We start from the raw sequence: 21276 nt of genomic DNA, 5'->3' as shown, positions 1-21276 counted from the left end.
CCGGTGCTCTCAGCCGCGCAGCGCGAGATCCGCAATCAGGCTTTTGCGGGCCGCGCCGGTGATCGGTGTCGCCTCGTTGTAGGCGGGGTGGTCGACGACCAGCTCAACCGGCACGGCCGGATCCCGGAAGGCGTCGCGGGTGGAGTCACTGAGCGGGAACCGCAGCATGTGCACGGACACGGTCGGGCTCGGGATGTCCGGGGCCTCGTCCGGCCCGGGGATCTCCTCGCCAGGCACCGGGACCCCGTCGATCTCGAGCCGGATGCTGCGCTGGACACCGGCGAGGCGCTCCAGCTCCGAGCGGACGGTCTCGGCGACATCGAGCTCGATGAAGGCGGTGGCGGTCAGGGCGTGGCTGGCGGGCAGCAGTCGCGAATAGATCTCGATCTCATGGGCGACATCCGCGGGGCTGCGCAGGCGCTCGGCGTAGACCATCTCCTGCACCTGGTAACGCAGGGTTTCCTCGTTCTCGAACTCGAAGAGGAACATGTCACCGACCCGGATTCGCCGTTCCGCCCGGACCGGGAGGATCCGGGTGCGCGCAGCCGGCCGCTGGGCGGCATAGACCTCGGGATCGGTGACGATGTCAGCGACAGTGAGTGCCATCGTTGGAACTCCCAAACGATCCAATGGGTATGGGGCCGACCACAGAAAGCTACCGGCAAGGCCGCCTGGCGGGGCGGTGGCAACCACGTCCGCACCGCCAGGCAGCACCGTCCGGCTGTTACGGACGGTCAGACCTCCTGCTCGGCCTTTTCGTCGGCGACGACCGCGTCGAGCGCCTTCTTGAAGCGTCCGGCGTGGGTCTTCTCGGCCCGTGCGAGCGTGGAGAACCAGTCCGCGATCTCCTCGAAGCCCTCATCGCGCGCGGTCTTGGCGAAGCCCGGGTACATGGCGGTGAACTCGTAGGTCTCCCCCGCCACGGCACTGGCCAGGTTCTTGGTGGTCTTGCCCAGCGGTTCCCCGGTCGCCGGGTCGCCCACCTCGGCGAGGAAGTCCAGGTGACCGAACGCATGCCCGGTCTCGCCCTCAGCGGTGTCGCGGAAGAGCGCGGCGGCGTCGGTGAGGCCCTCGATGTCGGCCTTGCGGGCGAAGTACAGGTAGCGGCGGTTCGCCTGGCTCTCGCCCGCGAACGCCTCCTTGAGGTTCTCGTGGGTCTTCGTGCCGTCAAGCTGCGGCATGTGGCTCTCCTTTGTCGATCGTGATCAACCCGGCCGTCGGGGTGACGGCCGGGATGCTGGCTACCGGCCCGCGTACGGGACACCTAGGTCGGGCCTATGACTGTCGGGCCTGCGACTGTCGGGCCTGCGGTCTGGCAGGACGGACACAGACCACGGAACTGCAGGTCGTAGCCTGTGATCGCGAAACCGGTGTGTCGCGACAGTGCGGCCACCATCTCCACCGGCACAGGAAGATCTATGTCCACCGCCCGCCCGCACCGGTCGCAGACCGCGTGGTCGTGACGCCCGACATTCGCGTCGTACCGGGCGGCCGCGCCGTTGCCGAGGCTGAGCTCAAGGGCGAACCCAGCCCGGACCAACAGCCCCAGGGCCCGGTAGACGGTCGCGGCGCCGATGCCCGGCGCGACCACTCGGACGCGATCGTAGACCTCCGCCGCCGTCGGGTGGTCGTGGGCGGCTCGGAGCACCTCCAGCACTGCGCGGCGCTGAGGGGTGAGGCGGAGATCCTGCTGACTGTTCATGACACGTCCGATGTTGGTGTCCACGTTCACTACCGGCGACGTTCAGCACCAGCAGTGAGAACGAGTCTCACTATCTCTCAGCTCCGACAGCTCCGCAACTGGCAAAACACCCAACGACACATCTATGTCATCCGTGCCACCCGAACGGCGTCAGCATGGCGCAACCGGGCGGGGCCACCGCCGGCAGGCGCCATCGGATAGCCTGCCGGCGGGTTCCCAATCGTCCGGCGCCCGGTCCGATCCCGCCGTCGTTCGCGGAAGATGGATCAGTCGCCGGCCACCGGGCATCACCCAGCCGGCGTTCCACTTGATCGAAAGGCTCGCGGTCGCATGAGTACGGTTCTCGTGTACGCGGACAAGCCCGACGTCCGCGAGCGGGTGAAACTCGCCATCGGTCCGCTACCCGACCCCGAGGTCGGGCCGGTCGAGTTCCTGGAGATGGCCGACGGCGCCGCCGTCATCGACGCGGTGGACCATCGGGAAGCCGACATCTGCATCCTGGATGCGGAGGCGGCGCCCGTCGGTGGCATGGGGCTGTCCCGACAGATCAAGAACGAGATCCCGGACTGCCCGCCCACCGTCCTGCTGGTGGCCCGTCGCGATGACCGCTGGCTGGGCATCTGGTCGCAGGCGGACGCCGTGGTCACCCATCCCGTGGACCCTGCCGAACTCGCCGAGGTCGTCGTCGCGCTGCTGCGCGCCCGACGCTCACCCGCTCGCCGGGTCGGGTCGGCCCCCGCCGTGGGTGCCTGAGCCCCGCTGTGACCGGATTCGGCGAGGCCGTTGAGGAGAGGGCCACTGACAGCGGGCCCCCCGACAGGCCACGCTTGGCCGCGCAGGGCTGGCCCCCACTCCTCGGCGCGCTGTTGCGCGGCGAGGCCCTCGGCGCGCGGGACACCATGTGGGCGATGACCCAGGTGATGTCCGGCAACGCCTCCCCCGCCCAGATCGCGGGCTTCGTGGTCGCCCTGCGGGCCAAGGGCGAGACCGCCGAGGAGGTCGGCGGTCTGGCGCAGGTGATGCTGGACTACGCAGCACCGCTGGACCTCCCCGACGACATCCGTGAACGCGCGGTGGATACCTGCGGAACCGGCGGCGACCAGTCACATTCGGTGAACATCTCGACCATGGCTGCGCTGGTCGTCGCGGGCTCCGGCATCCCCGTGATCAAACATGGGAACCGGGCCGCGTCTTCGGCCTGCGGGTCAGCCGATCTTCTGCTGGAACTCGGCGTCGTCATCGATCTACCACCCGCCGGCGTCGCGACCTGCCTCGCCGAGGCCGGTGCGGCGTTCTGCTTCGCACCGGTCTTCCACCCGGCCATGCGACACGCCGGCGGGCCCAGGCGCGACCTCGGCGTGCCCACCGTCTTCAACATCCTCGGGCCGCTGACCAACCCGGGCCGCCCGGCAAGCCAGGCGGTCGGCGTCGCAGACGCACGGCTTGCGCCCGTCGTCGCCGGTGTTCTGGCCGCGCGCGGGACCCGGGGGCTGGTGTTCCGCGGTGACGACGGGCTCGACGAGCTCACGCCCACGACCACCTCAACCGTATGGATGGTCGCGGACGGCGCGGTGCGGATGGAGACCTTCGACCCACGCGACGTCGGTATCGTCCCCGGCGACCCCACGGCGCTGCGAGGAGCCGATGCCGCCTACAACGCCGCGGTGACCCGGGAGCTGCTCGCGGGGGGACGTGCCGGGCCGGTGCGTGACGCAGTCCTGCTCGCCGCCGCGGCCGCGCTGGTCGCCGCGACCGGACCCACTGCCGCACCCGTGACCGAACAGCTAAGCCGCCAGCTTGGTCGGGCCGCCTGGGCGCTGGATTCCGGTGCGGCCGAAGCTGCTCTGGGGCGATGGGTCAGGACGAGTCAGACCGCCGCGGCTGCGGCGGTCTGATCCACCACGTCAGCGGCGGCCACGTCGGCGGCGCGGACGCATCGCGGTCGCACTAGTTCTCCGGTACGGGCGGGTGCCAGAAGTTCTCGAAGAGCAGGCACACGACGAACGTCACTGTCATGATTGCCCCGATAAGGGCCAGCCACACCCCGAAGACGATGCCGAACAACACCAGACAGGCACCGGCGGCGATGAAGAAGGGGTAGTAACTGCCCGGGGTGAAATGCCCGAGCTCGCCGGCGCCGTCGGAGATCTCGGCATCGGGGAGATCCTGCGGCCGGGCTCCGATCCGGCGGGCGGTGAACAACAGGTACCCGCCGACGAGCAGGCCGAGGCTGCCGCACAGGGCGAGTGCGACCGTGCCGGTCGGGTCCTTCGACGTGAACCAGTAAACGATGTCGACCACCGTGCAGAAAATCGCAAACACGAGGAAGACGACGCCCTCGATCTTCATGGCTGCTGCTCCGCTCCAGCTTCTTCCGGGCCCGGCTTATCTGCTCTCGGGTGCGGCGTGATAATCGATTGTTCCGGCTGCCTGGGGATAATGCAGGTCGAAGGCAGGCCGTTCCGACCGGATGCGTGGCAGCGAGCGGAAGTTATGCCGCGGCGGTGGGCAGGATGTCGCCCATTCCAGGGAGTTTCCATAACCCCAGGGGTCGTCCACAACGGCCAGCTCGCCCTTCTTGTAGGAGCGCCAGACATTGTACATGAACGGCAGGGTCGACGTGGCCAGCAGGAAGGCCCCGGCCGTGGAGATCGTGTTGTAGGTGGTGAACCCGTCGGTCGGCGAGTAGTCGGCCACCCGTCGCGGCATGCCCTTGACGCCTAGCCAGTGCTGGATCAGGAAGGTCAGATGGAAACCGAAGAACAGCGTCCAGAAATGAATCTTCCCGAGCTTCTCGTCGAGCATACGCCCGGTCACCTTCGGGAACCAGAAGTAGATCCCGGCATACGCCGCGAAGACGACCGACCCGAATACCACGTAGTGGAAGTGGGCCACGACAAAGTAACTGTCACTGACGTGGAAGTCGATCGGTGGGCTCGCCAGCAGCACACCGGTCAGACCGCCGAACAGGAAGGTCACGAGAAAGCCCAACGCGAAGAGCATCGGCGTCTCGAAACTGATCTGACCCCGCCACAGGGTGCCGATCCAGTTGAAGTACTTCATACCCGTCGGCACCGCGATCAGGAAGGACAGGAACGCGAAGAAGGGCAGCAGGACCGCGCCGGTGACGAACATGTGGTGCGCCCACACCGCTACCGACAGCGCTCCGATTCCGATCGTGGCGAAGACGAGGCCCTTGTACCCGAACAGCGGCTTACGGGAAAAGACCGGCAGCACCTCGCTGATGATGCCGAAGAACGGCAGGGCGATGATGTAGACCTCGGGATGACCGAAGAACCAGAACAGGTGCTGCCACAGAATCGCGCCGCCGTTGGCCGCGTCGAACACGTGGGCACCCAGGCGCCGGTCGGCTTCCAGGGCCAGCAGCGCGCCGGCGAGCACCGGGAAGGCCACCAGTACCAGGATCGAGGTGACGAGGAAGTTCCAGCAGAAGATCGGCAGCCGGAACATCGTCATGCCGGGGGCGCGCAGACAGAGGATCGTTGTGATCATGTTGACGGCACCGAGGATGGTGCCGAGTCCTGACAGCGTCAGGCCCAGGATCCACAGGTCGGCGCCGGAACCTGGCGAGTAGACCGCGTTGTTCAGCGGCGCATAGGCGAACCAACCGAAGTCCGCCGCGCCGTTCGGGGTCAGGAAGCCGGCGATGACGGTCAGGCTTCCGAAGAGGAAGAACCAGAACGACAGGGCGTTGAGCCGTGGGAACGCCACGTCCGGCGAGCCGATCTGCAGCGGGACCAGGAAGTTCGCGAACGCGAACGCCATGGGCGTGGCGAACATCAGCAGCATCAGCGTGCCGTGCATGGTGAAGAGCTGGTTGAACTGCTCGTTCGACAGGAACTGCAGACCTGGCCGGGCCAGCTCCGCCCGCATCATCTCGGCCATGATTCCGGCGAAGAGGAAGAACGCGAAGGCCGTCACGCCGTACATCACGGCGATGTCCTTGTGCGACGTCGTGCGCACATAACCGAGCAGGTTGGTGCGCAACGTGGCGTGGCGTTCCTCGACGTGGCCGGCTGGCGGCTCGTGCACCAGTGTCACTGTCCGCTCCCGCGAGTGGTAGTTCCGGCGGATGTCTGGGTGGTCGCCCCGGCCGCACTCAGCGCGGCCGGCCGGGTCCGCTCGGCGATGAACCGGTCGTACTCGTCACCCGGGACGACCTTCACATAGAAGTTCATCCGATCGTGATCGACCCCGCACAGCTCCGCACAGCGACCGATGAACGTCCCGGTCTTGGTGATCGTGAGCTGGAACTGGTTGATCCGACCGGGAACGACGTCCCGCTTGAACAGGAACTCGGGCACCCAGAAGGAGTGGATGACATCCGGGGACGTCTCGATGAAACGGATCGTGCGGCCCTGCGGGAGTACCAGCACCGCAGGTTCGCCGGGCTGCCCGGTGACCTCCACCGGGATCGTGCCGTTCTGGCCCGTGTCGAGGTACCGGAACTGCCAGTTCCACCGGAAACCGATCACGTTGACCGTGACGTCCGGCTTGGCCGGAAGTTTGTCGATCACGACCTCGTCCCGGGCGGTGTAGTAGAACAGCCCGGCAACGATCACCAGCGGCACGATCGTGTACAGGATCTCGACCGGGAGGTTGTACCGCACCTGGCGGGGCAGCTCGTCCGACTTCTTGCGGAACACGATGATCGCATAGAAGATCAGACCCCAGGTGAACACGCCGACGGAGAGCGCCGCGATCGCAGAACCCCGCCACAGGTTCAGGATGCGGGGCGTGAGGTCCGTCACCCCGGTCGGAAAACCGAAGTTGGGTACATCACACGCGGTGGCCGCCACCGCCAGCAGCGCGAAGCCGGTCACCAGCCGTAGCGCCCGCCACGGGGAACCGGATCGGCCAGGGCGCCAACCAACGCTCCTCGCGCGGTTCGTGCTCCCCACCGACGGAGCGTCGGAGGCAGTCGCCATCTCGACATCGGCGGGCAACGGCCGAGTTCGGCCGAAGGATCGGGTCACCAGGTCCTGCCTCCCACGAATGCGCCGATCCGACCGAACCAAGCGGTCGGCGCAAGGCTCTTCGACAAGCTGTAGATGCTGCGGCAGGAGCGTATCCCAGCCGCACCGCCGGCATCTCGTCAGAGCCTGACTCGGCGTCCCAAAGGACGAGACTCGGACCACATCCCAGCGCTCGCAGGCCACCCGACGGGGTGCCAAGACCGACGGGGCGCCACGGCCGGCCGTCGGAATACCGTGAGGAACGTGCCGGCCTACCTTGATCACGCATCCACGGCTGTCCTGCACCCCGCGGCCCGCGAGGCCCTGCTGGCGGCCCTCGACGACGGCTGGGCAGACCCCGCCCGCCTGTACCGCGATGGGCGTCGGGCCCGCATGGTGCTCGACGCCTCCCGGGAGACGGTCGCCGCGGTGCTCGGCGCCCGCCCCGACGAGGTCAGCTTCACATCGTCGGGTACCCAGGCGGCACAGCTGGCGATTCTCGGCGCGGCCGGCGCCCGGCGGCGGTCAGGGACGCGGCTGCTGATCAGCGCCGTTGAACACTCCTGCGTTATGCACGCCGCCCAATGGCACGAAAACGCCGGCGGCACGGTCGACACGGTCGGCGTCGACCGATTCGGCCGGGTCGACCCGGCGGGTTTCACTCCCCCACCGGGCACGGCGCTGGCCAGCCTGCAACATGCCAACCACGAGGTCGCGACCATCCAGCCGGTGGCCGCGGTCGCCGATGTGCTGCACACCGCGGGTGTCCCGTTGCATGTGGACGCCGCCATGTCAGCCGGGCGGATCCCGGTGGACGTCGCCGCGCTGGGAGCCGACCTGCTCAGCGCCAGTGCGCACAAGTTCGGCGGGCCGGCAGGAGTGGGCATCCTGGTCGTGCGGACCGGGCGTCGATGGCGCAACCCGCTACCCACCGACGAACGCGAGGGTGGCCGGGTGGGCGGCTTCCCCAACGTCGCGGCAATCGTCGCGACGGCAGCGGCCCTGCACGCCCGGACCATTGAGATCGCCGATGAGACACCGCGCCTGGCCGGCTACGTCGAGCGGCTGCGGACCCTTCTCCCCCACCTCGTTGCGGACCTCGAGCTACTCGGCGACCCGGATCCGGCCACCCGGCTGCCGCACCTGCTCGCGTTCTCGTGCCTGTACGTCGACGGAGAAGCGCTGCTCGGCGAGTTGGACCGGGCGGGAATCGCGGTCAGCAGCGGCTCCAGCTGCACATCGGACACCCTCACCCCCAGCCACGTGCTGGCCGCGATGGGTGTACTGACCCAGGGCAACATCCGGGTGTCGTTCGGCCGCGAATCCGACAGTGCGGATGTGGACGCCCTGCTGGCGGTCCTACCCGAGGCGGTTGCCCGGGTCCGCGAGCGGGCCGGGGCCGTCGGCCTGTGAGATCGGCCGACCGTGACGACCACAGCGACCGCGACCACAGCGACCGCGACCACAGCGCCTGGGACGCTGCGTGGAACGGCGCCCGCCTCACGGTGGACGCGCGTGGACGACGGTGCCCGCTACCGATCATCGAACTCGCACGCCGCATCCGCGACATCGACGTCGGCGCAGACCTGCAACTGTGGGCGGACGACCCTGCGGCCGCGCATGACGTCCCTGCCTGGTGCCGGATGCGTGCCCAGGAGCTGATCTCGACCCGCGAGCTGGCCGACGGAGGGACGGCCTACCTCGTCCGCAGGCTCTCCTAGAGCGACCGGCAGATGCGGGGTGATCTCCGCAACAGCCTCCGACCCGTAGGCCTGCGACCGAGCCCGTGTCGACCGGTGACCGGTCGACACGGGCGTCACCAGCTACTACCGCTGGAAGGTCAGACCGGGACGCATCCCGACCCGCAGCGCCCGGATCAGTGGAAGGAGTCGCCGCAGGCGCAGGAACCCGCCGCGTTGGGGTTGTCAATCGTGAAGCCCTGCTTCTCGATCGTGTCGACAAAATCGATCTTCGCGCCACCGAGGTACGGGGTGCTCATCCGGTCGACCGCGACCCTGACACCCGAGAAGTCCAGGACGGTGTCGCCGTCGAGCTGACGCTCGTCGAAGAAGAGCTGGTAGCGCATGCCGGAGCAGCCACCGGGCTGCACGGCGATCCGCAGCTGGAGGTCGTCACGACCTTCCTGCTCAAGCAGGTTCTTCACCTTGCTCGCGGCCACGTCGGTCAGGATGACGGTGGTCGGCCCGGTCGCTGTGTCCGTGCCGGTCACGGTGTCAGTCGTCGCGTCCTGGACGGTCATGGAGACTGCTCCCTAGGTTCCCTTGGGGCCCGCGCCTGCGCGAAAGAACTAATGATCGCGCATCCGAGGGCCGGTCGAGCCCTTGTTGTCAAGTGTGGCCGGTATTCGTCTACCCACATTGCGTGTGCACTCTGTGTGCAACCGCACGAGATGTCGGTAAATATTGCCATTCGTACAAATGTCGCCGTTCATGCCATCGCGGCGGTAGCCGTCATCCACAACACCTACTCGCAACACCGCATGCCGCGATCGCCTTCCCATCGTACGCAGGACCTCAGCGGACGACCAAGCACAGCGCGAAGAGCTGTGATCGTGAACTCCTCCGGTCGACGACGGCACGTGCGTGCCCGGCGAGTTAGAGTCGTGTCGACCATTCGTCTACGAGAAGGCTGCCAGACCACCTCCCGGTGGCCGGCGGGCGCACAATCAGGACTCAGCGGTGCGCGCCCGCAGGCCCCGAGCGAGCCGGTCGGCCGGTCGACCGGAGGAGCGAGCATGACGATCAACCCCGCGCTCGACCGCGCCGCCATCACGCCGCTGCAACTCCCACCGAATCCGCTCACGCTGCTGTTGCTGGGTCGCGGTGCCGATCCCGACAGCGAGCGTGGGGTCGACTGCCCCGGTGCGCTGCCGCCGGCATCCGATCCGAACCTGGTTGAGCGCGCCGCCGCGGCCCGGGCTGCGCTCGGCGCCTCCGTCTTCGTACTCGGGCACCATTACCAGCGGGACGAGGTCATCGCCTTCGCGGACGTGACCGGCGACTCGTTCAGGCTCGCTCAGCAGGCCGCCGGACGCCCCGAAGCCGGCCACATCGTCTTCTGCGGCGTGCACTTCATGGCCGAAAGCGCCGACATCCTCACCGGCGACCACCAGCAGGTGATCCTTCCCGACCTCGCCGCCGGCTGCTCCATGGCCGACATGGCCGCGCTCGAACAGGTCGAGCAGGCATGGGAGACGCTGGCCGACGCCGGGCTCGCCGAAGGTACCGTCCCGGTCAGCTACATGAACTCCACTGCCGCGATCAAGGCGTTCACCGGGCGGCACGGCGGCACGATCTGCACCTCGTCCAATGCCCGGCGGGCACTTGAGTGGGCGTTCGGACCCAAGCGCCGCGGCGAGCGGGTGCTGTTCCTGCCCGACCAGCATCTCGGCCGCAACACGGCGGTGCTGGAGATGGGTATGGCACGTGAGGACTGCGTGGTCTACAACCCGCACCGCCCGGGTGGCGGTGTTGCGGCGGCCCGGTTGCGCGACGCGCGGATGATCCTGTGGCGAGGCCACTGCTCGGTGCACGGCCGGTTCAGTCGCGCGTGCGTGGACGACGTCCGCGCCCGCATACCCGGCGTCACCGTGCTGGTTCATCCCGAGTGCCAGTATGAGGTCGTCACCGCTGCGGACATGATCGGATCGACGGAATACATCATCAGAGTCGTCGACGAGGCACCGCCGGGCAGCGCGTTCGCCGTGGGCACCGAGCTGAACCTGGTGCAACGGCTCGCGAACCGGCATCCCGACAAGACCGTCGCCTTCCTGGACCGTACGGTGTGCTATTGCTCGACGATGAACCGTATTGATCTGCCCCACCTCGTGTGGGCACTCGAGTCCCTCGTGCGCGGCGAGACGGTCAACCGCATCACGGTCGATCCCGATGTCGCGACACACGCCCGAAAGGCCCTTGACCAGATGCTGGCGCTCCCCTGATGGCCCTGTTGAAACGACGTACGACGGCGCCGGGCGCACCCACCGACCCGTCAGCCGCCGGCCCGACCAGCGGTGAGCCGGCCCAGGCGGGCGTCCCCGTCGGTAGTGGGAACGGGTCAGGTAAGGGACGCCCCACCCCCAAGCGCAGCGACGCCCGCGCGGCCCGCGCCCGCGGCGGCAGCGCCCTGGCGACCCCGGGGTCGGGTAAGGCCGCCCGGGCGAACTCCCGCGGCGAGCGACGTCGCCAGTCCCAGGAGTACCGGACTGCGATGATGTCGGGGGATGTCAGCAAGCTGCCCCCGCGCGAGCGTGCCCCCGAGCGTGTACTGGCCCGGGACTTCGTCGACGCCCGCCGCAATGTGGGGCCGTTCTTCCTCGCCGCCGCCGCGGTGTACTTCGTCGGCGGGCTCGTCCCCAACGTGTACATCCGGCTGATCGCCACCTACCTGATGCTGCTGGGCATCCTCGCCGTGGCCGTCGACTCGATCGTGCTGTCCCGCCAGGTCAGCCGCAGGGTTGGCGAGAAGTACCCGGACTCACCGGTCAAGGTGCGCGCGTACAGCGTGCAACGCGCCCTGCTACCGGCCCGCTGGCGGATGCCGCGGCCCCGGGTCACCCGCGCCGGCAGCGGCCGCTGACCCGGCCGGACTCGCCCGGGCGACACATCAGGCCCAGCCAAAGAAGATCTGGGACCAAATGCGGCAACAGGGTCGGATGCGTCCGAAAAACCTCGTAGTACTACTCTTCGGTACGTTCCGCTGTTCGGACGGACGCCGGTCCTGACCGGTAACGACCGGACCGCATCGTCCTGGCGGCGTGGGCGGTGGCCGCCGTGCGGCCCCGTCCAGGGGGAGGGCGACGCCCCTTATCGAGGGGTAGTACGTGAAACGCACAACCGTATACCTGCTGACCGCGGTCGCTCTGGTCGTTCTGGCCGCATGCGAGCCGAATCTTCCGGCCGGCGGCCCAGCAGCGACATCGAGCGCGTCCGGTGTGGCCGGGCCTGCGGCTGGAACATCACCGTCCGCTGCCCCAGCCACACCGACGACAGCCGTGAACGCATCCACAGCTGTTCCGCCGACCGGCATGACATCAGCCAGTGCAGGGCCATCCAGTTCAGGCGCGGCCGTGCCGGCACCGACGGCCGACGGCTTTGCCGCCGGCACGACCGGTGGCGCGGCCGGGGCCACGGTGACGGTCACGACCGCGGCGGACCTCGCCAGGTACGCCGGCGCGGACCAACCGTACGTACTCACGGTCACCGGAGTGATCGCACTCACCGGTCAGATCAAGGTCGCCTCGAACAAGACAATCGTCGGGGCTGCGAAGGGCGCTGGTCTCACCGGTGGCGGGCTGAACATCCGCAATGTGACCAACGTGATCGTGCGCAACCTGACCATCAGCCTGGCAACGGGCACCGATGCGATCAGCGTCTACGGCTCCCAGCATGTGTGGATCACTCAGAACGACCTCTCCAGCGACATGACGCACGGCAAGGACTACTACGACGGCCTGCTCGACATCACGAAGGCTTCCGATCTCGTCACCGTGTCGTGGAACCGGTTTCACGACCACTACAAAGTGATGCTCATCAGCGCGAGTGACGACGACACCGCCGACCGGGGCAAACTGCATGTCACCATCCATCACAACTGGTTCACCAACGTGAACTCACGGCTGCCGAGCCTGCGCTTTGGCACCGGCCACGTCTACGACAACGTGTTCCAGACAGCCGACACCGCCGTCAACTCGCGGATGGGTGCGGTGGTTCTCCTTGAGTCCAACGTCTTCCGCGGCGTCGGCACCCCGGTGATCACAACCGGCTACAGCACGGAGCCCGGGACTGCCATCCTGTCGTCCGACCACCCGAACGACTTCGGTAATGCCACCCCGGCCGGAACCGCCGCCAGCAGTTCCACTGTTCAACTGCCATATGCCTACCTGGCCGAACCGGCGGCGACCATCGCCGCATCCGTCCCGGCTGGTGCCGGACCACGCTGACCTGCTCGCCGCGCCGGGTTCCCGGCACGGGGCCGGGGCATCCGGGTATCACCCGAGCCTCGGCCCTGGCCGTAAATCATAGGGTGGTTATGTGGAGCATCGACGACTGGGACGCAGCGGACTGAGCGTCAGTGAAATCGCGTACGGCAACTGGATCACCCACGGTGATCAGATCGAGCGGGATCAGGCGATCTCGTGCGTGCACGCTGCTCTGGACAACGGGATCACCACCTTCGACACCGCCGACGTGTACGCGGGCACGAAGGCCGAGGTTGTGCTGGGCGAGGCGCTGGACGGGATACGCCGCGAATCCTACGAGTTGTTAACCAAGGTGTTCTGGCCGACCGGACCCGGCCCGAACGACCGCGGTCTGGGGCGCAAGCACATCATCGAGTCCTGCCACGCCTCGCTGCGGCGGCTGCGCACCGACTATCTCGATCTCTACCAGGCACACCGCTACGACCCGACCGTGCCGTTGGAGGAGACCCTGCGGGCCTTCGACGACCTGGTGCGGGCCGGCAAGGTGCTCTACGTCGGTGTCTCGGAGTGGACCGGCGCGCAGATCGCCGACGCGGTACGGATCGCCGCGCAGGCCGGCTACGACCAGATCATTTCCAACCAGCCGCAGTACTCGATGCTGTGGCGGACGATCGAGTCCGAGGTCATCCCGACATCCCGCGCCGCCGGCATCGCCCAGATCGTCTGGTCACCGGTGGCGCAGGGTGTACTCACCGGCAAGTACCTGCCGGGAGCGCCGCGACCCGAGCACACCCGCGCGGTCAGTGAGGCCGGCTCGGGTGTCATCCGACGCCTGCTGCGGGACGAGATTCTCGCCCGGGTCCAGGACCTGTTACCCGTAGCGGCCGACGTCGGCCTGTCCCCGGCACAGCTGGCCGTCGCCTGGGTGCTGCAGAACGACAACGTGGCCTCGGCGATCATCGGAGCATCCCGACCGGAGCAGGTCGAGGAGAACGTCAAGGCGTCGGGAGTAAAGCTGGACCAGGAGATCCTGGCTTGGATCGACGCGGTGCTCAGCGATGTGATCGTGACCGACCCGGATGCCGTATGACCGGCTAGTCCACGGAACGGAGGCTCATCGGGCCGTAGACCTTGCGGCCGGCGTCTTCCAGCACCACCTGCTGGACGCCGGCCTCCAGCAGCTCCCGCCAGGTCTCCCCCAACCAGGTCTCGGCGTCGCTCTGGGTCGGGAACGACTCCGACGAGGACGCACCCGCAGGCCCGGCCGCGACCGCGGCACCGTCCTCGGCCTCGAAACGCCACGTCCAGCTCACCGCATGGTCCCCCTCTGTCGTCCCGTCCATGTCGTCCTCCTGCCAGGGTCATCTTCTCTGGATAGGCAGGCTCCATCCAACACGGTCAGCACTCCGGCGGCCCATCCCGGCCACCCTCCCGGCCCGTGTTAGAGCGCGACACAACCGAGAGCGCGACACAACCGAGGGCGCGACACGACCGACAAGTGGCTCGCCCAGGCCCCGGGCATCCGATGCCCCGTCGAGGTCCTGTCCTGATCTCCGGCAAGGCGTGACCGGTCGCACACCCTGAGCCTATCCATTTCGCCGCAGAGCACCGGCGTGCGAAAGTCGTGAACCGCCGGTCGGTGGTCTCCGGCCGGCGCCCGTACGATCCGGCGCCCGTACGATCCGGCGGACGGGTGGACGTGTCGAACAGAGGAAGGAAGCCGTGTTCACAGCTTCAGATGGCGTCATGCCAACGTTCTCCGGGACGACAACGGTCACCGGGATGACAGTGCTCGCCGAAACCGTCGGGTCGACCAAGGCGCCGCTGGAGTGGTGGGCGGTCGGCCTGGTCACGATCGGCGCGATCCTGCTGCTCGGACTCGTCATCACCATCATGACGTTGGCCGACCGCAAGCGCCACCCCCACCCCCATGCCCACCCCCGCGCCGAGCCGCAGGAGCCGCCGGCGTGAGAACGTCACCCGCGTGCGGCTGAGACTGCTCGGCACCGGATCGGCCGACGGCTGGCCCAATCCGTGGTGTGAATGCGCGTCGTGCCGCTGGGCGCGGGAACACGAGGTACGCACCCAGACCGCGGTCCTCCTCGACGAGGTCATGCTCATCGACTGCGGGCCGGACGTGCCGCGGGCCGCCACCCGTTTCGGGGTGCGGCTCGCAGGCGTGCGGCACCTGCTGTTCAGCCACGCCCACCCCGACCACACCGGGCCCGCGGCGCTGATGTGGCGGGCGTGGACAACCGTGGCCGACCAGCCGCTGGACGTCGTCGGGCCACCGGCCTGTCTGGAGGCCTGCCGCGCCTTCGTGGGCCCGTGGGACGTCACGGATGTCGATCAGGTTGCTGGTGGCTCAGGTGGATCTGGACCGCTTCGGTTCCACCCGGCGCTCGCGGGCGACGTGCTGAGACTCGGTGGCTTCGAGATCCGGCCGGTGGCCGCCAACCACGGGGACGCGGTCATCGGGCCGGCGGTGCTCTACGACGTGACGACACCGGACGGCGGACGGCTGCTCTACGCGTGTGACACCGGCGCGCCGCTGCCGCGCCAGACCCTGGAGGCACTCACCGGTCGGGCGTTCGACGTGGTGCTGATGGAGGAGAACAACGGTGACCGCCCGGGGTTCGGTGACCACTTGGACCTGCCCGGCTTCGCGAACGTCCTCGCGCAGTTGCGGCAACGCGACGCGGTGGTCGACACGACCCTGGTCATCGCCGTCCACCTGAGCCACCGCAACCCGCCCGGGGATGCGCTCGCCCAGCGGTTGGCGTTCATGGGCGCGCAGGTGCACCCCGACGGGACCGTGCTCGACATCACACCGGCCACCGCGCCTGCCGCGTTCCGCGGAACGCAACGAACACGTCCTGATCTGGGGCCGGGGTCGCTGCCCAGGCCGTACCGCATCCTGGTCACCGGGGGTGCCCGGTCCGGCAAATCCGTGACAGCCGAGCAACGCCTGGCCGCCTGGCCGGGTGTTGTGTACGCGGCCACGGCGGGGCCGGTCACCCCCGGCGACGCCGAGTGGGCCGCCCGGGTGCACGCCCACGCCACGCGCCGGCCGTCGCACTGGACGACGGTGGAGACCGCCGATCTGGTGCCCCTGCTGCGCGTCGAGGGCTCACCCCTGCTCGTCGACTGCCTCACGCTGTGGCTGACCGCCCACCTCGACGGGGACTGGCCGGCCCGGGTCGACGAGCTGGTCACCGCCTGGCGCAACACCCGTCGCCACGTGGTTGCGGTGACCAACGAGGTCGGCTCGGGCATCGTGCCTGCGACCGTGGTGGGACGCCGCTTCCGCGACGCGCTCGGGCGCCTGAACGCCGCGATCGCGGCCGAGTCCGACGAAGTCTGGCACGTTGTTGCCGGCATCCCCACCCGCCTACGCTGACCCGTGCTCCAGCACCTGCCGTGATCTGCGGATCGGCCTGGAAGAATGAAGGAGTTCGAAGAAACATGCGGGAGAACGTGCGGGAGAACATGCGGGAGGTTGTGGGCTTGAACGATCACGAGGTGCCGTCGCTGCGCAGGCAGGTCGAGGCCGCCGTCTCCGGCGCGATCGACCGGGCGCTGCCCGAGCTCGCGGGGGCGGACCCGGTGGTCCGCCACTCCGAGCACGCGGACTTCCAGTCCAACGCCGCGCTCGCGCTGGCCAAACGCGCCCGCCGCAAGCCCGCCGACCTGGCAGCGTCCGTGGCCGATACCCTGCGCCGCGACACCGAAGGCGACACCGAAGGCGACACCGACGCCGGGACCGGTGCCCTGGTGGCCGCCGTCACCGTCTCCGGACCGGGATTCGTCAACCTGGTCATGTCCGACACCGCGCTCTGGCGAGCGGTGGCGGCACGGCTGGCAAGCCGTCACCTCGGGGTCGGTACACCGCAGCAGGGCCGCCGCACGGTCATCGACTACTCCGGTCCGAACATCGCCAAGGAGATGCACGTCGGTCACCTCCGGACGACGATCATCGGTGACTGTCTGTCCCGCGTGCTCGCCTTCCTCGGCGCGGATGTGCTCCGCCAGAACCATCTCGGCGACTGGGGCACCCAGTTCGGGATGCTCATCGAGTACCTCGACGAGCATCCCGACGTCGCGTGGCACCGCGACGAACTCGCCGACGGCACGTCGGCCGTCTCCGCGCTCAATACCCTGTACCGGGCCGCCCGGGCCGTGTTCGACGCTGATCCTGACTTCGCCGACCGGGCCCGGCGTCGCGTTGTCGCGTTGCAGGCCGGCGATGAGGCAACCGTCACCCGGTGGCGGGAGATCGTCGCCGAGTCGGAGTTCGCATTCAGCGAGATATACCAGCGGCTCGGTGTGCTTCTCACCGCCGCCGACTCGGCGGGCGAGTCCTTCTACAACCCATGGCTGCCCGAAGTCGTCGACGAACTCACCCAGGCCGGTATCGCGGTGGCAAGCGACGGCGCGCTGTGCGTGTTCTCCGCCGACATCACCGGCCCGGACGGCGATCCGGTACCGCTGATGGTCCGTAAAACCGACGGCGGCTACGGATACGACACCACCGACCTCGCGACGATCCGCTACCGCATCCGCGAACTCAAGGCCGACCGGATTCTCTATGTCGTCGACGCCCGCCAGGCACTGCACTTCCGACTCGTGTTCGAAGCCGCCCGGCGCGCCGGTTGGCTCACCGACGACATCGACGTCACACACCTCTCCTATGGAACCGTGCTCGGTCCCGACGGGCGTCCGTTCAAGACCCGCTCGGGTGACACGGTCAAACTGATGGACCTGCTCGACACCGCCGTCGGGCGGGCCCGGGAAATCGTCACCGAGAAATCTCACGATCTCGCCCCGGCCGAGCTCGACCAGATCGCCGAACAGGCGGGTATCGGCGCGGTCAAATACGCGGACCTGTCCACTTCCCGCACCAAGGACTACACCTTCGACGTCGAGCGAATGGTGTCCTTCACCGGGAACACCGGCGTGTACCTTCAGTATGCGCACACGCGGATCTGCTCCATTCTCCGCAAAGCCGACGATGAATCCGCCGATGTCGACACGGCGCTTGTACTGCATCCCGCCGAACGCGCGCTGATACTCGCGTTGGACGCCTTCGGCGACACACTCACCGACGTCGGCCAGGCGCTCGAACCCCACCGGCTCTGCGGCTACCTCTACGACCTGGCGAAGGCATTCACCGATTTCTACGAAGCCTGCCCCGTCCTGTCCGCGGCGCAACCGACGCGCGGCAATCGCATCGCGCTGTGCCGACTGAGCGCCGCAACGCTGCGCCGTGGCCTGAACCTCCTCGGTATTGCCGCACCGGAACGCCTGTGATCCCGTTCAGCTCCCGCCTGCCCCCCGGTGCGTAGGTCGACCGGTTCGACGGCGCTGGACGTGATGGCCGCGGTGACCGGACGGACGATCACCGACGTCGCACTGGGCGCCCTTGTGGTGGCCCGCCGTTATCTCATCAGCGGCAACGACGACGAAACGGCCGATGCCACCGACACCGAACTGCTCCAGCGCCTCGGTGTCCTGCGCCCGGACGGCGCCCTCACCCAGGCCGGCGTGCTGCTCTTCTGCCCGGCACCACGGTCGCTCATCGAGCTGACCCGGTTCGACGTCCCCGGCGGTGATGTTCTCAACCCACCGACCGATCTTTCCGGGCTGGCCCTCATCGAACAGCTCGCCGCGGTCGAAAGCGATCTCCTGGCGTTCAACGTCGCGACCACCGTCCACCGCGGGTTCGCCGAGATCCCCGTCCGGCAGATCCCGCCTCGTTCTGTGCGCGAGGCCCTGCTCAACGGGCTCGTACACCGCGACTGGATGCGTCCGGATCCGGTCACTGTGATCTGGTTCGACCACGACCACGTTCTCGAGGTGGAAAGCCCCGGCGGCTTTGCCGGCGGCGTGACCCAGGACACCGTGCTTTCCCGCAGGTACGCCCGCTACCCGGCCCTGTCTGATCTCTGCTGTGCGCTGCGGCTGGTGGAGAAGCAGGGTGTCGGTGTCGACCGCATGTACCGAGAAATGATCTCATTGGGTCACAGGCCCCCGCGAATCATCGAGATAGCCGGGCCGGCCGTGCGGACCCGCCTGACGGGCGGAACGCCGGTCGTGCCGGTGATGTCGCTGATGGAATCCGTGCAACCGGTGGCGCGCCGCCGCGACGTGCGGATCGCCGTGATCTTCTACGAACTGCTGCACCGGCCGTTTCGCACCCTCGACAGTGCGGCGCGCGCGCTGCAAACCGACGCGAATGACGCGCGGAGCGCGCTGGAGACCGCCTGCGCCACCCGCATCGATGACAACGTGCTCATCGAGCCGTACAAGGACGTCTGGATGCTGTCCGCGGCCGTGTTCCGCCGGCTGGAGAACGACCAGGCCACCACGGGGAAACCGGTCGGACGGGGTCTGTTGCCCTACCGCCGGCCCAACCAGAACAACAGCCCGGACGTCGTCCAGGCGTGGCTTTCCGCCCATGATCGTATCACCAGCGGTGACTACGCGACCCTGACCGGCCTCACGCAGACCGGTGCGAACCGCGCACTCGACCGCTTCGTCCCGGAACTGCTCGTCCGGGGCTCCACCACCGGCCGCAACGCCCACTACATCGCCGGCGTCATTCTTCGGGTTCCCGCCAGAGGGTGTCGACCGGCACCAGGTAGAGCCGGTCTGCCACGCGCGCGGCACGCTCCCCAGTATAGGCGAGCACGCCCGCGACGAACCTGTCGCCAACGCGGTCCCGAAGCTGAACCAGCCCGCGGAGATCCTCCCCGCGATACGATCCGCCCGCCTTCACCTCCACCGCGAAGACCTCGTTCTGGTCATTCTCGATGACGAGGTCCACCTCCACCCCGTCGGAGGCCCGGTAGTGGCCGAACCGTAGCGATTGATCCAAGATCCGAAGGAGATGTCCGCCCGATGTCCGCTGTGGTTCGAGCAGCGTGGATGCCGCGATGACGCTGTCCGAGCACCTCCTGCCCGGCCACCAGTTGCTCATCAGGTAGTAAGGACCCTGTGCAGACCCCAGCCCCCGCACTCGACACCGACGCCATGAACGCCGCCCGGCAGCGGCAGACGGTACTGACCAAACCTCCGGGCGCCCTCGGGCGCCTGGAGGAGGTCTCGATCTGGCTTGCCGGCACGCAGGGAGTGTGCCCGCCGCGGCCGTTCCAGCGCATCCGGGCGATCATCGTCGCCGGTGACCACGGCATCGCGCAGATGGGTGTCTCCGCGTTCCCTTCGGAGGTCACCGCCCAGATGGTGGCGAACTTCGTCGCCGGTGGCGCGGCGGTGAACGTCCTGGCCCGCACCGTCGGCGCGTCCGTGCGGGTGGTGGACGTCAGCGTGGACACCGACGAACCGACCGCCCCCGGCGGAGTGGACGGGACCGCGCCGGCGCAGCGCTACCGGGTCCGGCGCGGCAGCGGACGGATCGACGTCGAGGACGCCCTGACCGCGGATGAGGCCTCCCGCGCGTTCGACATCGGCCGCATGATCGCCGACGAGGAGGTGGACGCCGGTGCCGACCTGCTGGTCCCCGGCGAGATGGGGATCGGGAACACCACCGCGTCCGCGGCGATCGTCGCCACCCTGCTCGACCGCGAGCCGATCGACGTGGTCGGCCGCGGAACCGGCATCGACGACGCCCGATGGATGCTCAAAACCGCCGCGATCCGGGACGCGATGCGCCGCGGTCGGCCCTTCGCCGACGACCCGGCGGCGCTCCTTCGAGTGATCGGTGGCGCGGACCTGGCCGCCCTCACCGGCCTGTTGACCCAGGCCGCCGTCCGGCGCACCCCGGTGGTGCTCGACGGCGTCGTCATCTGCGCCGCCGCGCTGGCCGCCGAAGCCTACGCGCCGGGGTCGAAGGCATGGTGGGTTGCCGGAACACGGTCGACCGAACCCGCGCAGCACCTCACGCTCGCCTCGCTCGGCTTCGATCCCCTGCTGGACCTCGGTCTGCGCCTCGGTGAGGGCACCGGGGCGCTGCTCGCCGTCAACCTGCTGGTGGCCGCGCAGGCGACGCTCGCCGACATGGCCACCTTCGACCAGGCCGGGGTCAGCGACAAACAGGCTGGGGTGAACGACAGCGCGGAAGCAGAAACAGTACCCGCCGCGGACGACGAGCCCGCCGCGGCCGCCACCTGAGACGTGCCGATCAGGACCATCTTCTCGCTGCTGTCGATACTGCCCGTCCCTGGACCGGTCGCCCTCGACCGGCGCACCATCGGGCGCGCCATGGCGATCGCACCGCTGGTCGGCCTCACCCTCGGTGTCATCACCGCCGTGGCTGTGGCCATCCTAGGGATCTTCACAACGCGGCCCGGCCAACCGGCGGAGACGCTGCTCCCGGCCGCGGTGGGAATCGCCACGCTGGCATTGCTGACCCGGGGCCTGCACCTGGACGGGCTCGCCGACGTGGCCGACGGGTTCGGCGCCGGCCAGGACCGTGCCCTGGTCGCGATGCGCGACTCCCGGCTCGGTGCGTTCGGCGCGCTGGCCGTGGTGTTCGCGGTACTCGTCCAGGTCAGTGCCCTGTCACTCACGATCGGCGAGCACCGGGGCACCGTGTCGATCGTGGTGGCCGCCATGACCGGACGGCTCACGGCGACGCTCGCCTGCGTCCGCGCGCCGGCCGCGCACCCGACCGGGCTCGGCGCGCTCGTCGCCCGCAC

At 68.7% G+C, this 21276-nt stretch carries 22 protein-coding genes and 1 pseudogene; 14 read left to right on the top strand and 9 right to left on the bottom strand.

Going from position 1 to position 21276, the window contains the following annotated elements; genetic code table 11:
* Window positions 1-9: 9 nt before the first annotated feature.
* The 3 genes from U9983_RS15135 to U9983_RS15125 all read right to left on the bottom strand — a co-directional run bounded on the left by U9983_RS15135 (window position 10) and on the right by U9983_RS15125 (window position 1702).
* Window positions 10-606 carry a DUF3501 family protein gene (locus tag U9983_RS15135; RefSeq protein ID WP_322754641.1) on the bottom strand — a complete coding sequence of 199 codons (597 nt, stop codon included), beginning with the start codon at window positions 604-606 and terminating at the stop codon, window positions 10-12.
* A 128-nt stretch (window positions 607-734) separates the two neighbouring features.
* A complete protein-coding gene (locus tag U9983_RS15130; protein ID WP_322747399.1) occupies window positions 735-1181 on the bottom strand; it encodes a rubrerythrin family protein in 447 nt (148 codons plus the stop codon).
* Between the two features lie 83 nt (window positions 1182-1264).
* Window positions 1265-1702, bottom strand: a complete 438-nt coding sequence (locus U9983_RS15125; RefSeq protein WP_322754648.1) for a Fur family transcriptional regulator — start codon at window positions 1700-1702, stop codon at window positions 1265-1267.
* 330 nt (window positions 1703-2032) lie between these two features.
* Here U9983_RS15125 and U9983_RS15120 point away from each other — a divergent pair, with 330 nt between their 5' ends.
* Together U9983_RS15120 and trpD are read left to right on the top strand one after the other, a co-directional pair.
* Window positions 2033-2455 (top strand): hypothetical protein, encoded by a 423-nt coding sequence (locus U9983_RS15120; RefSeq protein ID WP_322754640.1) that lies wholly within the window; start codon window positions 2033-2035, stop codon window positions 2453-2455.
* A 74-nt stretch (window positions 2456-2529) separates the two neighbouring features.
* Window positions 2530-3597 carry an anthranilate phosphoribosyltransferase gene (gene trpD, locus U9983_RS15115; protein ID WP_322754647.1) on the top strand — a complete coding sequence of 356 codons (1068 nt, stop codon included), beginning with the start codon at window positions 2530-2532 and terminating at the stop codon, window positions 3595-3597.
* A gap of 52 nt (window positions 3598-3649) precedes the next feature.
* Here the strand turns inward: trpD and U9983_RS15110 are convergent, their stop codons facing one another.
* From U9983_RS15110 to coxB, 3 genes are read right to left on the bottom strand one after another with little or no spacing between them, the layout of a single operon-like run.
* Window positions 3650-4051: a cytochrome c oxidase subunit 4 gene (locus U9983_RS15110; RefSeq protein WP_322747397.1), complete on the bottom strand. Its 402-nt coding sequence runs from the start codon at window positions 4049-4051 to the stop codon at window positions 3650-3652.
* A gap of 36 nt (window positions 4052-4087) precedes the next feature.
* A complete protein-coding gene (ctaD, locus tag U9983_RS15105; protein ID WP_322747396.1) occupies window positions 4088-5764 on the bottom strand; it encodes a cytochrome c oxidase subunit I in 1677 nt (558 codons plus the stop codon).
* Window positions 5761-6699 carry a cytochrome c oxidase subunit II gene (coxB, locus tag U9983_RS15100; protein ID WP_322754639.1) on the bottom strand — a complete coding sequence of 313 codons (939 nt, stop codon included), beginning with the start codon at window positions 6697-6699 and terminating at the stop codon, window positions 5761-5763. The genes ctaD and coxB overlap by 4 nt, the downstream gene beginning before the upstream one ends.
* Window positions 6700-6942: 243 nt before the next feature.
* Here coxB and U9983_RS15095 point away from each other — a divergent pair, with 243 nt between their 5' ends.
* On the top strand, window positions 6943-8091 hold the full coding sequence (locus U9983_RS15095; RefSeq protein WP_322754638.1) for a cysteine desulfurase family protein: 1149 nt from the start codon (window positions 6943-6945) through the stop codon (window positions 8089-8091).
* On the top strand, window positions 8088-8399 hold the full coding sequence (locus tag U9983_RS15090) for a sulfurtransferase TusA family protein (RefSeq protein ID WP_322754637.1): 312 nt from the start codon (window positions 8088-8090) through the stop codon (window positions 8397-8399). The genes U9983_RS15095 and U9983_RS15090 overlap by 4 nt, the downstream gene beginning before the upstream one ends.
* A gap of 155 nt (window positions 8400-8554) precedes the next feature.
* Here the strand turns inward: U9983_RS15090 and erpA are convergent, their stop codons facing one another.
* Entirely contained in the window at window positions 8555-8938 is a 384-nt protein-coding gene (gene erpA / locus U9983_RS15085) for an iron-sulfur cluster insertion protein ErpA (protein ID WP_322747392.1), read from the bottom strand.
* 495 nt (window positions 8939-9433) lie between these two features.
* Between erpA and nadA the strand changes: the two genes are divergently transcribed.
* The 4 genes from nadA (at window position 9434) to U9983_RS15065 (ending at window position 13709) form a co-directional block, all read left to right on the top strand.
* Window positions 9434-10639 carry a quinolinate synthase NadA gene (gene nadA, locus U9983_RS15080; RefSeq protein WP_322754636.1) on the top strand — a complete coding sequence of 402 codons (1206 nt, stop codon included), beginning with the start codon at window positions 9434-9436 and terminating at the stop codon, window positions 10637-10639.
* Entirely contained in the window at window positions 10639-11277 is a 639-nt protein-coding gene (locus U9983_RS15075; protein ID WP_322754635.1) for a DUF3043 domain-containing protein, read from the top strand. The genes nadA and U9983_RS15075 overlap by 1 nt, the downstream gene beginning before the upstream one ends.
* Before the next feature lie 490 nt (window positions 11278-11767).
* Window positions 11768-12640: a polysaccharide lyase family 1 protein gene (locus U9983_RS15070; RefSeq protein WP_322754634.1), complete on the top strand. Its 873-nt coding sequence runs from the start codon at window positions 11768-11770 to the stop codon at window positions 12638-12640.
* A 91-nt stretch (window positions 12641-12731) separates the two neighbouring features.
* Window positions 12732-13709 carry an aldo/keto reductase family protein gene (locus U9983_RS15065; protein ID WP_322747388.1) on the top strand — a complete coding sequence of 326 codons (978 nt, stop codon included), beginning with the start codon at window positions 12732-12734 and terminating at the stop codon, window positions 13707-13709.
* Between the two features lie 4 nt (window positions 13710-13713).
* On the opposite strand, the gene U9983_RS15060 is transcribed toward U9983_RS15065, so the two are convergent.
* A complete protein-coding gene (locus tag U9983_RS15060) occupies window positions 13714-13932 on the bottom strand; it encodes a hypothetical protein (RefSeq protein WP_322754646.1) in 219 nt (72 codons plus the stop codon).
* Window positions 13933-14365: 433 nt separating this feature from the next.
* On the opposite strand from U9983_RS15060, the gene U9983_RS15055 reads away from it, so the two are divergent.
* The 4 genes and pseudogenes from U9983_RS15055 to U9983_RS15040 form a co-directional block, all read left to right on the top strand.
* Complete coding sequence (locus U9983_RS15055; RefSeq protein WP_322754633.1) at window positions 14366-14590, top strand: hypothetical protein; 225 nt, start codon at window positions 14366-14368, stop codon at window positions 14588-14590.
* A 13-nt stretch (window positions 14591-14603) separates the two neighbouring features.
* The gene (locus tag U9983_RS15050; protein WP_322754632.1) at window positions 14604-16019 is read left to right on the top strand and encodes a bifunctional adenosylcobinamide kinase/adenosylcobinamide-phosphate guanylyltransferase; all 1416 of its coding nucleotides are present in this window, start codon (window positions 14604-14606) and stop codon (window positions 16017-16019) included.
* 65 nt (window positions 16020-16084) lie between these two features.
* Window positions 16085-17929, top strand: coding sequence for an arginine--tRNA ligase (gene argS / locus U9983_RS15045; RefSeq protein ID WP_322754631.1), 1845 nt, complete (start codon window positions 16085-16087; stop codon window positions 17927-17929).
* Window positions 17930-17992: 63 nt separating this feature from the next.
* Window positions 17993-18943: pseudogene (locus U9983_RS15040) on the top strand (DUF5635 domain-containing protein); the annotation flags it as partial.
* A gap of 274 nt (window positions 18944-19217) precedes the next feature.
* Here U9983_RS15040 and U9983_RS27900 read toward each other — a convergent pair.
* On the bottom strand, window positions 19218-19598 hold the full coding sequence (locus U9983_RS27900) for a DUF4143 domain-containing protein (protein ID WP_416211401.1): 381 nt from the start codon (window positions 19596-19598) through the stop codon (window positions 19218-19220).
* Between the two features lie 53 nt (window positions 19599-19651).
* Here U9983_RS27900 and cobT point away from each other — a divergent pair, with 53 nt between their 5' ends.
* Window positions 19652-20749 carry a nicotinate-nucleotide--dimethylbenzimidazole phosphoribosyltransferase gene (cobT, locus tag U9983_RS15035; protein ID WP_416211402.1) on the top strand — a complete coding sequence of 366 codons (1098 nt, stop codon included), beginning with the start codon at window positions 19652-19654 and terminating at the stop codon, window positions 20747-20749.
* Window positions 20750-20752: 3 nt separating this feature from the next.
* On the top strand, window positions 20753-21276 hold a 524-nt coding region (locus U9983_RS15030; RefSeq protein WP_322754628.1), incomplete at its 3' end, for an adenosylcobinamide-GDP ribazoletransferase.

The sequence above is a fragment of the Protofrankia sp. Cas3 genome, assembly GCF_963555955.1.
Classification (GTDB): domain Bacteria; phylum Actinomycetota; class Actinomycetes; order Frankiales; family Frankiaceae; genus Protofrankia.
The sequence above is the reverse complement of the archived record's forward strand: the minus strand, read 5'-3'. Positions and strand labels throughout refer to the sequence as shown.

Coding starts and splice junctions, on each gene's coding strand:
- U9983_RS15135 (WP_322754641.1), bottom strand. CDS start 606: ATGGCACTCACTGTCGCTGACATCGTCACCGATCCCGAGGTCTATGCC.
- U9983_RS15130 (WP_322747399.1), bottom strand. CDS start 1,181: ATGCCGCAGCTTGACGGCACGAAGACCCACGAGAACCTCAAGGAGGCG.
- U9983_RS15125 (WP_322754648.1), bottom strand. CDS start 1,702: ATGAACAGTCAGCAGGATCTCCGCCTCACCCCTCAGCGCCGCGCAGTG.
- U9983_RS15120 (WP_322754640.1), top strand. CDS start 2,033: ATGAGTACGGTTCTCGTGTACGCGGACAAGCCCGACGTCCGCGAGCGG.
- U9983_RS15110 (WP_322747397.1), bottom strand. CDS start 4,051: ATGAAGATCGAGGGCGTCGTCTTCCTCGTGTTTGCGATTTTCTGCACG.
- erpA (WP_322747392.1), bottom strand. CDS start 8,938: ATGACCGTCCAGGACGCGACGACTGACACCGTGACCGGCACGGACACA.
- nadA (WP_322754636.1), top strand. CDS start 9,434: ATGACGATCAACCCCGCGCTCGACCGCGCCGCCATCACGCCGCTGCAA.
- U9983_RS15075 (WP_322754635.1), top strand. CDS start 10,639: ATGGCCCTGTTGAAACGACGTACGACGGCGCCGGGCGCACCCACCGAC.
- U9983_RS15055 (WP_322754633.1), top strand. CDS start 14,366: ATGCCAACGTTCTCCGGGACGACAACGGTCACCGGGATGACAGTGCTC.
- argS (WP_322754631.1), top strand. CDS start 16,085: ATGCGGGAGAACGTGCGGGAGAACATGCGGGAGGTTGTGGGCTTGAAC.
- U9983_RS27900 (WP_416211401.1), bottom strand. CDS start 19,598: ATGAGCAACTGGTGGCCGGGCAGGAGGTGCTCGGACAGCGTCATCGCG.
- cobT (WP_416211402.1), top strand. CDS start 19,652: ATGAACGCCGCCCGGCAGCGGCAGACGGTACTGACCAAACCTCCGGGC.